Source organism: Streptomyces sp. 1331.2 (assembly GCF_900199205.1).
Taxonomy (GTDB): domain Bacteria; phylum Actinomycetota; class Actinomycetes; order Streptomycetales; family Streptomycetaceae; genus Kitasatospora.
Window position 1 is genome coordinate 3,706,763 of record NZ_OBMJ01000001.1, and the last position, 13,052, is coordinate 3,719,814.

The 13,052-nt window shown below is 72.7% G+C and carries 10 protein-coding genes; 7 read left to right on the forward strand and 3 right to left on the reverse strand.

Features of this window, described 5'->3' with window-relative positions:
- Nucleotides 1-31: 31 nt before the first annotated feature.
- Complete coding sequence (locus tag CRP52_RS15665; protein ID WP_097236961.1) at nucleotides 32-1,690, forward strand: protein kinase domain-containing protein; 1,659 nt, start codon at nucleotides 32-34, stop codon at nucleotides 1,688-1,690.
- A 67-nt stretch (nucleotides 1,691-1,757) separates the two neighbouring features.
- Here CRP52_RS15665 and CRP52_RS15670 read toward each other — a convergent pair whose 3' ends face one another.
- Nucleotides 1,758-2,858 (reverse strand): phosphotransferase enzyme family protein, encoded by a 1,101-nt coding sequence (locus tag CRP52_RS15670; RefSeq protein WP_257032510.1) that lies wholly within the window; start codon nucleotides 2,856-2,858, stop codon nucleotides 1,758-1,760.
- Nucleotides 2,859-2,923: 65 nt separating this feature from the next.
- Nucleotides 2,924-3,583 (reverse strand): response regulator, encoded by a 660-nt coding sequence (locus CRP52_RS15675; RefSeq protein ID WP_097236963.1) that lies wholly within the window; start codon nucleotides 3,581-3,583, stop codon nucleotides 2,924-2,926.
- 426 nt (nucleotides 3,584-4,009) lie between these two features.
- On the opposite strand from CRP52_RS15675, the gene pdhA reads away from it, so the two are divergent.
- The 3 genes from pdhA to CRP52_RS15690 are packed head-to-tail and all read left to right on the forward strand — an operon-like array spanning nucleotide 4,010 to nucleotide 7,620.
- Nucleotides 4,010-5,164 (forward strand): pyruvate dehydrogenase (acetyl-transferring) E1 component subunit alpha, encoded by a 1,155-nt coding sequence (pdhA, locus tag CRP52_RS15680; protein ID WP_373560497.1) that lies wholly within the window; start codon nucleotides 4,010-4,012, stop codon nucleotides 5,162-5,164.
- A complete protein-coding gene (locus tag CRP52_RS15685; RefSeq protein ID WP_373560498.1) occupies nucleotides 5,164-6,138 on the forward strand; it encodes an alpha-ketoacid dehydrogenase subunit beta in 975 nt (324 codons plus the stop codon). The genes pdhA and CRP52_RS15685 overlap by 1 nt, the downstream gene beginning before the upstream one ends.
- A 15-nt stretch (nucleotides 6,139-6,153) precedes the next feature.
- The gene (locus tag CRP52_RS15690) at nucleotides 6,154-7,620 is read left to right on the forward strand and encodes a dihydrolipoamide acetyltransferase family protein (protein WP_097236966.1); all 1,467 of its coding nucleotides are present in this window, start codon (nucleotides 6,154-6,156) and stop codon (nucleotides 7,618-7,620) included.
- Nucleotides 7,621-7,715: 95 nt separating this feature from the next.
- On the opposite strand, the gene CRP52_RS15695 is transcribed toward CRP52_RS15690, so the two are convergent.
- Entirely contained in the window at nucleotides 7,716-8,657 is a 942-nt protein-coding gene (locus CRP52_RS15695; RefSeq protein WP_097236967.1) for a hypothetical protein, read from the reverse strand.
- Between the two features lie 204 nt (nucleotides 8,658-8,861).
- Here CRP52_RS15695 and CRP52_RS15700 point away from each other — a divergent pair, with 204 nt between their 5' ends.
- The 3 genes from CRP52_RS15700 to CRP52_RS15710 all read left to right on the forward strand — a co-directional run bounded on the left by CRP52_RS15700 (nucleotide 8,862) and on the right by CRP52_RS15710 (nucleotide 12,998).
- On the forward strand, nucleotides 8,862-10,085 hold the full coding sequence (locus CRP52_RS15700; protein WP_097236968.1) for a benzoate/H(+) symporter BenE family transporter: 1,224 nt from the start codon (nucleotides 8,862-8,864) through the stop codon (nucleotides 10,083-10,085).
- 259 nt (nucleotides 10,086-10,344) lie between these two features.
- Complete coding sequence (locus CRP52_RS15705; RefSeq protein WP_179852807.1) at nucleotides 10,345-11,523, forward strand: M64 family metallopeptidase; 1,179 nt, start codon at nucleotides 10,345-10,347, stop codon at nucleotides 11,521-11,523.
- 125 nt (nucleotides 11,524-11,648) lie between these two features.
- Entirely contained in the window at nucleotides 11,649-12,998 is a 1,350-nt protein-coding gene (locus tag CRP52_RS15710; protein ID WP_097236970.1) for an MFS transporter, read from the forward strand.
- Nucleotides 12,999-13,052 lie beyond the last annotated feature (54 nt).

The following is a 13,052-nucleotide window of genomic DNA, read 5'->3' on the forward strand; positions in this document are numbered from 1 at the left end:
CGATCCGAGCGAACGCCCGGGGCGAGGAGCGATGGCACAGACGCAGCAGCCGGACGATGACGCGGGTGCGCCGCCGTTCACCGGGGCCGGTGGCCCGCACACCCCCGGCCGCGGCACCGCCGCGCCGCTGGGCACCGTCGGGGACGGCCGCTACCGGCTGACCCACCGGCTCGGCCGCGGCGGCATGGCCGAGGTGTTCGCGGCCGAGGACGTGCGGCTGGGCCGCACCGTCGCGGTCAAGCTGCTGCGCGGCGAGCTGGCCCAGGACGACATCGCCCGGCTGCGGTTCACCCGCGAGGCACACGCCGTCGCGGCCCTCAACCACCACTCGATCGTCTCGGTGTACGACACCGGCGAGGAGTACGTCGGGGACGAGTCCACGCCGTACATCGTGATGGAGCTGGTCGAGGGCCGGACCGTCCGCGAGCTGCTGGCGGACGAGGAGGCGCCGCCGGTCGACCAGGCGCTGATCATCATCGCCGGGGTGCTGGAGGCGCTCGCCTACAGCCACCGCAACGGCATCGTCCACCGCGACATCAAGCCCGCCAACGTGATCATCACGAACGCCGGCGCGGTCAAGGTGATGGACTTCGGCATCGCCCGCGCGCTGACCGGCGGAGCCACCACGATGACCCAGACCGGCATGGTCATGGGCACCCCGCAGTACCTCTCGCCCGAGCAGGCGCTCGGCAAGCCGGTCGACCACCGCTCGGACCTGTACGCGGCCGGCTGCATGCTCTACGAACTGCTCACGCTGCGCCCGCCGTTCACCGGCGACACCCCGCTCTCGGTGGTCTACCAGCACGTCCAGGACATGCCGGTGCCGCCCTCGCAGACCAACAGCCGGGTGCCGGCCGGCCTCGACCCGCTGGTGCTGCGCTCGCTCGCCAAGAACCCGGACGACCGCTTCCAGGACGCCGACGAGTTCCGCGCCCACGTGCAGCACGCGCTGCGCGAGATGCACGGCGCGGGCGGGGCCGGCTGGGTCGGCGCGGCCGGCGCCCCGGGCGACACCGGGGCCACCCAGGTGCTCCGGCCGGACCAGGCGGCCGCCACGGCCGCCTTCGGGGCCGTCGGCGCGAGCGACCAGACCTCCGTGCTGCCCTACTCGACGGGCGGCCCGAGCACCCCCTACACGCCCTACCCGCCGCCCGGCGGACCGTACGGCGGCGGCGAGGACGACGGCGGCGACGGGGAGGACCACGGCCGGCGGCGCGGGCCGTGGGCCTGGGTGGCCGGCGGGATAGCGGTGCTGGTCGCGGCCGGTGCCGGGATCGGGTTCGCGTTGAGCGGCGGCGGCGGGAACAACGACCACGTGGTACCCCCGACGCCCGCCCCGGTGGTCAGCACGACGGAGACGACGACACCCTCGCAGAGCGGCCTGCCCACCCCGCCGGCGTCCGTCTCCGGCAGCCGGAAGCCGCAGCAGCCGACCGACACCGGCAACAGCGGGAACAACAGCGGGAACAGCGGCAACAACATGTCGCCGTCGGCGAGTTCGGGCAAGCACACGCCGACCCCGACGCCGACTGCGAGCGCCAGCCACTCGGCGACGGCCTCGTCCTCGGCGACCTCGACCGGCGGGCCGACCTCCGGGACGTCGCCGACCTCGGGCAGCGGCGGCGGCACGCCCACCAACCCGCCGCCGAAGCCGGACCCGAAGCCGACGGGGACGCCGCAGGTCCCCTGACGCGGGCGGCCTGCCGCGGCCGGCCGGGCCCGCGACCGGCCGGCGGCGCGGTGCGTCGATGCGGTGGTCAGTTGGCGAAGGCGTCCAGGACCTGCTCGTACTCCTGGCACCACCACGCCAACTGGCCCGCCGAGGCGGGGTAGAGCGGGTCGGCCCGGTGGTCGCCCCGCTGGTAGCGCCACTGCAGCATCCAGAAGTCGTTCAGCCGCTCCCACCAGACCCGGTGGGCGGCGGCGGCCAGGTGCTCGGCGGTGGCGGCGCCGGAGGCCCGGTAGGCCTGCGAGTAGTGGCGCACCCGGACCAGGTCGAGGGCGCCGGAGTCCCGGTCGTTGAAGAGCAGCGTGGCGGCGCGGACGGCCTCCTCGGCGCGCGGCTGCGGGCCGAGCTTGTCCCAGTCCAGGACGGCGGTGAGCCGGCCGTCCTGCGGGCCCTCGCCGTACAGCAGGTTGAGGCCGTGGAAGTCGCCGTGGGTCCAGCCGGTGGGCGGGGCGGCCTGCGGGGCGGGGCGGCGGTGGGCGTGGTCGGCGAGCAGTTCCAGCCGTTCCGTGAGCCGTCGCTCGACGAGCGCGTCGAGTTCGCCGTACGGGCGGTGCTCGCGGGCGCTGCGCCGCAGGTCGCGGGCGAGGCCGGCGCTGTCGGCGGGGTCGGCGCTGCGGTAGCCGGCGGGCTGTTCGAAGGGGGCGCAGATGTCGTCGAGTGCGCCGTGCAGCCGGCCGAGCAGCGCGCCGAGGGCGTCGCACTGCGAGAGGTCGAGCTCGGTGCCGTGCCGGTGCCGGCCGTCGACCCAGGGGAAGAGGGCGAACATCCGGCCGCTCGCGGCGGCCACCGTGTTCGACCTTTCGGCGCAGGTCAGCGGTGGTACGACGGGCAGTCCGAGGGTGTTCAGCGCGGCCATCGCGCGGTGGTGGGCGAGGATCTTCGGACGGCTGGCGGTGGCGGTGTCGACGTAGCACTTCAGGAAGTACGGGCCGGCCTCGGTGGTGACCCGGTACCCCCGGTTCAGCAGGCCTTCGGCGACCGGTTCGGCGGTCAGCAGGCGCCCCACCGGGTAGCGGGCCAGGACCTCGGCGAGCGCGTGGTGCGGGACGGGCGGGCTGAGGGTCCCCATCGGCGGTGCGGAGAGATCGGGGCGGGCCGGGGCGCAGGCGAGGGTCTGGCTGAAAGTCACAGCCAGAGGTTATGGCCAACTGGCGGGGTCCCTTGACAAACCGTCAGGTCTGTGCAGTCTTCGGATCAGTACTGGTGGTCGGCCTGGTGCCGCGCCACGTAGGCGGCCGCTTGGGTGCGTCGCTCCATGCCCATCTTGGCGAGCAGACTGGAGACGTAGTTCTTCACCGTCTTCTCGGCCAGGTGCAACTCGTTGCCGATCTGACGATTGGTCATCCCCTCGCCGATCAGATCGAGGATCCGCCGCTCCTGCTTGGTGAGTTGGGCCAGCCGTTCGTCCTCCTTCTCGCCGCCGTCGCGCAGCCTGGCGAGCACCCGGCTGGTGGCGACCGGGTCGAGCAGCGAGCGACCGGCCGCGACGTCGCGGACGGCGGTGATCAGGTCGGTGCCGCGGATCGCCTTCAGGGCGTAGCCGGAGGCGCCCGCCATGATCGAGTCGAACAGCGCCTCGTCGTCCGAGAACGAGGTCAGCATCAGGCACTTGATCTCCGGCAGCCGGGAGCGGATCTCGCGGCAGACCTCGACCCCGTTGCCGTCCGGCAGCCGGACGTCGAGGACCGCGACGTCGGGGTGGACCGCCGGGATCCGGGTGAGCGCCTCGGCGGCGGTACCGGCCTCGCCGACCACGTCGATGTCGTCCTCGACCGACAGCAGGTCGTGCACGCCCCTCCGGACGACCTCGTGATCATCGAGCAGGAATACCCTGATTCGTCCGTTATCAGTCACGACCAAAGCCTCCCATAACACCGTAGGAAAGACCTATCGCTCGCATCGCCGTAAAGACGTGATCCGGCCAGGCCCAGCCCAAACCGATACCGGGAACCCCCTTACGTACGGGCGTCCGCCCGGATAACGTGCGCTGGTGTCCTGAAGGCGCTCGAATTGAGAGCTGCGTCACGCCGTCCGTCACCCCCACCCTTCCGACGACGACCCGAACGCGGCACCCTCGGGGTTGTAGGCCCTGAACAAGTAGGACGTCCTAGCGCAAGCGCGCCGAGGGCGGACGCTGGGTAACGTTCTCGTGAGGGACGCCGTCGGAACAGGATCACCACCTGCCCCGCAGTAGGTGCGCACACCCACGCGCGCCCCGCGAGGCGGTGACCGGACCGGTCACCGGCGACCCCGGGCGGCCGGACAGACCGAGGAGTGAACGTGACCGTCAAAAGCACGGCGAGGGCTCGCAAGAAGGCGGCCCCCGCTGTCCCTGACACCCTCCGCGCCGCGGGTACGGACGCCCAGCCGGAGCTCGTCCAACTGCTCACGCCGGAAGGCGAGCGGGTCGAGCACCCGGACTACCCCCTCACCACCACTCCGGAGGAGCTGCGCTCCCTCTACCGCGACCTGGTGCTGGTGCGCCGGTTCGACGGCGAGGCCACCGCGCTGCAGCGCCAGGGCGAGCTGGGCCTGTGGGCCTCGCTGCTCGGCCAGGAGGCCGCCCAGGTCGGCTCCGGCCGCGCCATGCGCACCGGCGACTACGCCTTCCCGACCTACCGCGAGCACGGCGTGGCCTGGTGCCGCGACGTCGACCCGCTGAACCTGCTCGGCATGTTCCGCGGCGTGAACCACGGCGGCTGGGACCCGAACGAGAAGAACTTCCACCTGTACACCATCGTGATCGGCGCGCAGACCCTGCACGCCACCGGATACGCGATGGGCATCAGCAAGGACGGCGCCGACGACGCGGTCATCGCGTACTTCGGCGACGGCGCCTCCAGCCAGGGCGACGTCAACGAGGCCTTCACCTTCGCCTCGGTCTACAACGCGCCGGTCGTGTTCTTCTGCCAGAACAACCAGTGGGCGATCTCCGAGCCCACCACCACCCAGACCAAGATCCCGCTGTACCGCCGCGCCTCCGGCTTCGGCTTCCCCGGCGTGCGGGTCGACGGCAACGACGTGCTGGCCTGCCTGGCGGTCACCCGCTGGGCGCTCGACCACGCCCGCAGCGGCAACGGCCCGGTGCTGATCGAGGCGTTCACCTACCGGATGGGCGCCCACACCACCTCCGACGACCCCACCCGCTACCGGCACAACGAGGAGACCGAGGCCTGGAAGGCCAAGGACCCGATCTCCCGGCTCCGCGCCCACCTGGAGAAGGAGGGCCTGGCCGACGAGGAGTTCTTCGCCGCCGTCGACGCCGAGAGCGAGAAGCTGGGGCTGCGGGTGCGCGAGGGCGTGCGCAGCATGCCGGACCCGGACCCGACGCTGATCTTCGACCACGTGTACAGCGAGCCGCACGCGTTGGTCGATGAGGAACGGGCCGAGTACGTCGAGTACGCGGCCTCCTTCGAGGCGGGGGAGAACCACTGATGGCCGGTCAGCTGAGCATCGCCAAGGCGCTGAACGGGGCGCTGCGCAAGTCGCTGGAGAACGACCCGAAGACCCTCCTCATGGGCGAGGACATCGGCAAGCTCGGTGGCGTCTTCCGGATCACCGACGGCCTGCAGAAGGACTTCGGCGAGGGCCGGGTGATCGACTCCCCACTGGCCGAGTCCGGCATCGTCGGCACCGCGATCGGCCTGGCGCTGCGCGGCTACCGCCCGGTGGTGGAGATCCAGTTCGACGGCTTCGTCTACCCGGCCTTCGACCAGATCGTCTCCCAGCTGGCGAAGATGCACGCCCGCGCCCTCGGCCACGTCAAGATGCCCGTCACCATCCGCATCCCGTACGCGGGCGGCATCGGCGCCGTCGAGCACCACAGCGAGTCGCACGAGGCGTACTTCGCGCACACCGCCGGTCTGCGCGTGGTCACCCCGTCCAGCGCGCACGACGCGCACTGGATGCTGCGGCAGGCGATCGAGTCGGACGACCCGGTCATCTTCCTGGAGCCCAAGCGCCGTTACTGGGACAAGGGCGAGGTCGGCGACGCCGCCGACCTGGGCCTGCACGACGCCCGGATCGTCCGGCCCGGCACCGACGCGACGCTGATCGCGTACGGCCCGATGGTCAAGGTCTGCCTTGAGGCCGCCGCGGCCGCCGAGGAGGACGGCCGCCGGCTGGAGGTCGTCGACCTGCGCTCGCTCTCCCCGGTGGACTTCACCACCCTGGAGGAGTCGGTCAAGCGCACCGGCCGCGCCGTCGTGGTGCACGAGGCACCGGTCTTCCTGGGCATGGGCGCCGAACTGGCCGCCCGGCTCACGGAGAAGTGCTTCTACCACTTGGAGGCACCCGTCCTCCGGGTCGGCGGCTACTACGCGCCGTACCCGCCGTCCCGCGTCGAGGAGGCCTTCCTCCCCGACCTGGACCGCGTGCTCGACGCCGTCGACCGCGCGCTCGCGTACTGATTCCGGGGAGCGAAGATGACCACCGAAGTTCGCTCGCTCCGCGAGTTCAAGATGCCCGATGTGGGCGAGGGCCTCACCGAGGCCGAGATCCTCAGCTGGTACGTCAAGCCCGGTGACACCGTCACCGACGGGCAGGTCGTCTGCGAGGTGGAGACCGCCAAGGCCGCCGTGGAGCTGCCCATCCCGTTCAACGGGGTGGTCGAGCAGCTGTTCTTCCCCGAGGGCGCGACGGTCGACGTCGGCACCGTGATCATCTCCGTTGCGGTCGCCGGGGAGGCGGGGGCTGCGGCTCCGGCCGCTTCGGCCGCTGCTCCGGCGCCGGTTGCTGCGGCTGCGGTCGCCGTCGCGGAGGAGGAGGTCGTGCCGGAGCGCCGCGAGGTGCTGGTCGGGTACGGCCCGCGCACCGGCGGCACCCAGCGCCGGGCGCGACGGACGACCACCACCAAGGTCGCCGCGACGGCGCCGGCTCCGGCTGCACCTGCTCCGGTCGCCCCGGCTGTTCCTGCTGCGCCGGTCGCTCCGGTCGCTGAAGTTCCCTCCGGGGAAAGGCCGTTGGCGAAGCCTCCGGTGCGCAAGCTGGCCAAGGACCTCGGCGTCGACCTGCGCGCGGTGACGCCGACCGGCCGCGACGGCGTGATCACCCGCGAGGACGTGCACGCGTACGCCGCCGCCCAGGCCGCTCCGGTGGCCCCGGCTGCGGCAGCCCCGGCGGCCCAGGCCGTCGCGGTCGAGGCGGTCGCGGGCGAGGCGGTCGTGGCGCCGGTGCCCGTGCCCACCGCGGGCGACGTCCGGGTGCCGGTCAAGGGCGTCCGCAAGGCGACCGCGCAGGCGATGGTGGCCTCGGCCTTCACCGCCCCGCACGTCACCGAGTTCGTCCAGGTCGACGTGACCCGCACGATGAAGTTCGTCCGCCGGCTCAAGGAGAGCGGCGAGCTGGGCCGGGACGTCCGGGTCAGCCCGCTGCTGATCGTCGCCAAGGCGCTGCTCACCGCGATCAAGCGGCACCCCGAGATCAACGCGCAGTGGGACGAGGCGGCCCAGGAGATCGTCATCAAGGGCCAGGTGAACCTCGGCATCGCCGCGGCCACCCCGCGCGGCCTGATCGTCCCGAACATCAAGGACGCCGGGTCCAAGACCCTGGCGGGGCTGGCCACTTCGCTCGGCGAGCTGGTCGAGACCGCCCGTCAGGGCAAGACCTCCCCGGCCGACATGCAGGGCGGGACGGTCACCATCACCAATGTCGGCGTCTTCGGCGTCGACACCGGCACCCCGATCCTCAACCCGGGTGAGGCCGCCATCCTGGCCTTCGGCGCGGTCCGGGAACTGCCGTGGGTGCACAAGGGCAAGGTCGTCCCGCGCCAGGTCACCACGCTGGCGCTCTCCTTCGACCACCGCCTGGTGGACGGGGAGTTGGGCTCCAAGGTGCTGGCCGACGTGGCCGCCCTGCTGGAGCAGCCGAAGCGCCTGATCACCTGGGGCTGACGTCCCGTCGTCCGGCTCGTCCGGCCTGAGACGGAAGAAGGGGCCCTCCACCGCACTCGCCGTGCGGGGGAGGGCCCCTCCTTCGTGTGCCGGCCCTACCGCCGGGGGCGGAGGCGACGGACGGCGATCAGGACGCCGGCCCCGAGGGCGAGCAGGGCGGCGGAGGAGACGGCGAGGAAGGTGTTGCGGGAGGAGGCGCCGGTGTGGGCCAGCTCGGGGGTGCCGGCGGGCGCGGTGGTGGCCGGCGCGGCGGTGGTCGGTGCGGCGGTGGTCGGTGCGGCGGTCGGGGTCGACGGCTTGGGAGCCTCGGCGGCCGGGGCGGCGTCCTTGGTCCGGTCGGCGGCCGGCTCGGTGTCCTTGGAGGGTGCAGGCTTGGCCGTGGTGGTCGGCTTGGCGGGCGACGCCGGGTGCACGACCTTGACGTCGGTGCTCACGCCCCGGCCCTCGCTCGGCGTGACGGTGACCTGGAGCCCGTCGATGCCCTTGGCCACGTCGGCGGAGAGCCCGACCCGGAAGCGGTAGCGGACGGCGTGACCGTCGGCGAGGGGCCCGCCGGCGGACGGGACGGCGCCGCCGATCGCCGGGTCGCAGCCGTTGTGCAGCGTCACGCGCGTCCACGTGCCGTTCGCCATCACCTCGGCGGTGACCTGCGAGGGCTTCGGGGTGGCCCCCTTCGTGTTGAAGAACGAGATGCCCGGGAAGATCCGGTGGTAGTCGGCGCCGGTCCCGTTGAAGAACTGGACGTCGAACTCCACCTTGGGGCCGCCGGCGGTGATCGCGCCGGGGGCGGCGAGGAACGTGCTGGTGGCGCCCTGGCCGTGCAGTTCGACGGACTGGTCCTGCTCGGCGGCGGCGGAGGGCTTCGCCGGAGCGGTGACGGGGGCGTCGTCCGGGGCGCCGCAGGCCCAGGCGGTGTCGGTGGCGAGGAGCTGGAGGCCGCCGGCGAGGACGGTGGCGGCGGCGAGGGTGGCGATGCGGCGGCGGGCGGAGAAGGCGCGGTCGTTCTTCGCAAAACGGGTGATAACGGACGTACGCATGACGTGACTCCCCAAGGTCATGTGACTGACGGTGTGTTGGTGAAGACGACCGGCTCCGCTCCTCGTGAGCGGAAGCGCCCCCCGGCTCTGCCGGTCTCGCTCTCCGTGCCTTCATCTGTATGGACGCGCATCCCCCGCGGGGGTTGCAGGTGAGTTCAAAAGTTTTTTCGGGAGCCTTCCGGCGGGCTTCGGGATACTGCCGGAATGACGGATGAGCTGACAGTCCGACCGGAGACGGCGCCGGTCGGGAGCGGGGAACGCCGGTCGTTGCGGCGGGACGTGTCGGGGCCGGCGCTGCTGGCGGGGCTGGTGTGCGTCGCGGTGTCCTTCTCGGGGCCGCTGGTGGTGGTGCTCGCGGCGGCGGCCGCCGGACGGCTGGACGCGGCGCACACGGCGTCCTGGATCTGGGCGGTGGCGATCGGCAGCGGGGTGAGCGGCTTCGCGCTGAGCTGGTGGACCCGGACACCGGTGATCACCGCCTGGTCCACCCCGGGAGCCGCGCTGCTGGTGACCAGCCTGGGTGACTACCCGTACCGGGACGCCATCGGTGCGTTCCTGGTGAGCGCGGCGGTGGTGGCCCTGTTCGGGGTGACCGGCTGGTTCGGCCGGCTGATCGCGGCGGTGCCGGTGGGGATCGTGAACGCGATGCTGGCGGGCATCCTGTTCTCCTTCGGCGCCGGGATCTTCGGCGCCGTGCACAGCGCGCCGGTGCTGGTGGTCGGCAGCTTCGCGGCCTTCCTGCTGGCCAAGCGGTTCGCCCCGCGGTACGCCGTGCCGGTCGCGCTGGCGGTCGGCGGGGTGCTGGCGGCGCTCACCGTCGGACTGCCGTTGCACCTCGGCTCGGGCGGGCCGACCGTCCCGGTGCTGACGGTGCCGTCATTCTCCTGGGCCGCCCTGGTGGGGCTGGCGCTGCCGCTCACGATCGTCACGCTGGCCTCGCAGAACGCGCCGGGCCTCGGGGTGATGCGGGCCTTCGGCTACCGGGCGGACGACCGGCTGCTGATCGGCTCGACCGGCGCGGTGTCGATGCTGCTGGCACCGTTCGGCTCGCCCGGGGTGAACCTGGCGGCGATCACGGCGGCGATCTGCTCGGGCCCGGAGGCCCATCCGGACCCGCGCCGCCGGTACGTCGCGGGGATGTCCTCCGGGGTGCTCTACGTGCTGGTGGGCAGCTTCGGCGGGGTGCTGGTGAGCCTGTTCACCGGGCTGCCGAAGGAACTGATCGCGGTGATCGCCGGGGTCGCGCTGCTCGCCTCGTTGCAGGGCAGCCTGGCGGCGGCGGTCGCGGCGGAGCGCGGGCGGGACGCGGCAGTGGTGACCTTCCTGGCCAGCGCCTCGGGGATGAGCCTGTTCGGGATCGGCTCGGCCTTCTGGGGGCTGCTCTTCGGGCTGGGCACCCATCTGCTGCTGGACTTCCGGAGGAGCTGAGGAGGAGTAGCCATTGGAGTAGTCATTGGTATGGCATGGATGATCCGCATGGTCCGGGTGGCTCGTATGGCTGGGAGGATGCGGATCGTTCGGCCAGGTCGGTGACATTTGCGGACGCCGGTGGGGGCGACACGCCGGTCCGGGTACGTCTCCGCTCCACCACCCGGGCGACGCCGGGTGACCGGAGCCCCGAGGACGCACCCGAATGCCACCTGGCAACCCTGGCCGTCTCGTTCGGAGTCTGGCCGCGCTCGTGCTGGTGTCCACCGCCGTACTCCCCGCCGCCCTGGAGCTGGTCGGCCCCTCGCCGTTCGGTGTGATCGGCCCCGGGGCCCCGGCCGACCGGGCGGTGCCGCCGCACACCGCCCTCCGCGCCGACCAGCGGATACCCGTCGCCGCCCCCACCGTCGACATACGCCGCACCGGCGACCCGGCCAACCGGATCACCCTGGTCCTGCTCGGCGACGGCTACACGGCCGGCGAACAGGACCTGTTCCGGCAGCAGGCCGACAAGGCCTGGCACGCACTGATGGACATCGAGCCCTTCCGCACCTACCAGGGCTTCTTCAACATAAGGCGGGTCGAGGTCGTCTCCCCGTCCTCCGGGATAGCCGAGACCGAGAGCCGCGGCCGCAACCCGGCCACCCCGCTCGGCATGCACTTCTGGTGCGAGGGCACCGCCCGGCTGCTCTGCGCCGACGAGGCCGCCACCGCCCGCTACGCGGGGGACGGCGCCGGGCCGCAGTACCTGATCGCGCTGGCCAACTCCACGGAGTACGGCGGCGCCGGCGGCACCGGGGTGACCACCCTGGCCGGCGGCAGCCCCGACGCCGGGCGGATCATCCAGCACGAGATCGGGCACACCGTCGGGGACCTCGGCGACGAGTACGACAGCGCCCCGGACGACGCCGACTACCCGAACCTCTCCACCCTCAACGCCGACGACATGCGCAAGAAGCAGACCAAGTGGTGGCGTTGGCTGGGCGCCGAGTCCCCGGACGGCGCCGGCAAGGTCGGGGCGTACCGCAGCGCCAACGGCCTCTACCGGCCCACGCCCGACTCCGTGATGCGCACCCTGGGCAGCGCGTACAACCTCCCCTCGCGCGAGGCGATCGTCGAGGAGCTGTACCGAAAGGTCCGCCCGACCGACCCCCCGCTGCCGTCGCCCGGTGAGGTCACCGGGCGGCCCCGGCTCGATGTCCGCCCGCTGCCGCTGACCGGTCCGCGGCAGCTGAAGGTGGAGTGGAAGGTGAACGGCGTCCCGGTCACGCCGCAGTCCGCCGACGGCTCCTGGCTGGACACCGCGCAGCTGGACCTCCCCGCCGGCCGGACGGCCACCGTGACGGCGACCGTCCGGGACACCACCGACTGGGTACGGGACGAGGGCTTCCGGGACCGCTACATGACCCGGTCGGTGTCCTGGACGCTGACCGGCTGAGGCCGGGGGAGGTCGGTTGCGGCTGGACGCTGACCGGCTGCGGCCCGGGGAGACCGTCACGGGCTCCGGGCGACCGAGCCCCGCCCAGACCATCCGATCATGGGATGACTAGTCTGGGTCGCACTATGCCCGTGGAGCCCGCCCGTTCAGTCCTGCCCCTGTCCGTCCCCGCTCCCCGCACCACTGCCGAGCCCGTTCCGGCCCTCCCGTCGCCGCCCGGTGGCCGCGCGGCCTGGCTGGCCTGGGCCATCGGCGCCAGCGTCTACATCCTGGCCGTCATCCACCGCACCAGCCTCGGGGTGGCCGGCCTGGACGCCGCGGACCGCTTCGGCATCGGCGCCTCGGCGCTCTCCACCTTCTCCATCCTCCAGGTGCTGGTCTACGCGGCCATGCAGATCCCGGTCGGCCTGCTGGTGGACCGCTTCGGGCCGCGCCGGGTGCTGCTGATCGGCATCGTGCTGCTCAGCACCGGCCAGCTGGCCTTCGCGTTCAGCTCCTCCTTCGCCCCCGCACTGGGCTCCCGGGCGGTGCTCGGCTGCGGCGACGCGATGACCTTCATCAGCGTGCTGCGGATCGCCGCCCGCTGGTTCCCGGCCGCGAAGAACCCGTTCGTGGCGCAGCTGACCGGCCTGGCCGGCATGGGCGGCAACCTGATCACCACCGTGGTGCTCGCCGAGGCGTTGCACAGCGAGGGCTGGACGCCCACCTTCACCGCGATCGCGGTGCTGGGCGTCGCGGTGTTCGCGCTGGTCGCCCTCTTCCTGAAGGAGGCGCCGGCGACTGCCGTACGGCCGGTGGATCAGGTGGCGGCTGCGGCCGTGGCCCGGCCGAAGGTCGGGCGGCAGGTGCTCGCCTGCTGGCGGGAACCGGGTACCCGGCTCGGTCTCTGGGTGCACTTCACCACCCAGTTCCCCGGCAACGCCTTCGGCCTGCTCTGGGGACTGCCCTACCTCGTCGAGGCGCAGGGCATGTCCCGCGCCGGAGCCGGCGGGCTGCTGACCCTGCTGGTGCTCAGCAACATGACCTTCGGCTTCCTCTTCGGGCGACTGCTCTCCGCCTCGGCCCGCGCCCGGATGCCGATCGTGCTCACCACCATCGGGACCACCGCGCTCGGCTGGGCCCTGGTGCTGGCCTGGCCCGGCGGGCACCCGCCGATGTGGCTGCTCGTCGGGATCATCCTGGTCATGGGCAGCAACGGCCCGGCCTCCCTGGTCGGCCTGGACTACGCCCGCTCCCGGAACCCGGCGGAACGCCTCGGCACCGCCTCCGGCATCGTCAACATGGGCGGCTTCATCGGCACGATGATCACGCTCTTCGGCATCGGCGTCCTGCTCGACGCCCTCTCCCCGGCCGGCGCGGGAGCCTACTCGGCCGGCGCCTTCCGCTGGGCGTTCTGCTGGCAGTACGTCCCGCTGGCAGTGGGGACGGCGATGATCCTGCGGCTGCGGCGGAAGGTTGCGGCGGCGGCGCCGTAGGGTTTCCGGCCTGTGGAAATGCCGCAACCCTCACGTCAAGTGAGGGTTGGCGGT

Bases quoted from the DNA above. Each gene is read 5' to 3' on its own strand.
- CRP52_RS15665 (WP_097236961.1), top strand. From the start codon at position 32: ATGGCACAGACGCAGCAGCCGGACGATGACGCGGGTGCGCCGCCGTTC.
- CRP52_RS15700 (WP_097236968.1), top strand. From the start codon at position 8,862: ATGACGGATGAGCTGACAGTCCGACCGGAGACGGCGCCGGTCGGGAGC.
- CRP52_RS15695 (WP_097236967.1), bottom strand. From the start codon at position 8,657: ATGCGTACGTCCGTTATCACCCGTTTTGCGAAGAACGACCGCGCCTTC.
- CRP52_RS15685 (WP_373560498.1), top strand. From the start codon at position 5,164: ATGGCCGGTCAGCTGAGCATCGCCAAGGCGCTGAACGGGGCGCTGCGC.
- CRP52_RS15710 (WP_097236970.1), top strand. From the start codon at position 11,649: ATGCCCGTGGAGCCCGCCCGTTCAGTCCTGCCCCTGTCCGTCCCCGCT.
- CRP52_RS15690 (WP_097236966.1), top strand. From the start codon at position 6,154: ATGACCACCGAAGTTCGCTCGCTCCGCGAGTTCAAGATGCCCGATGTG.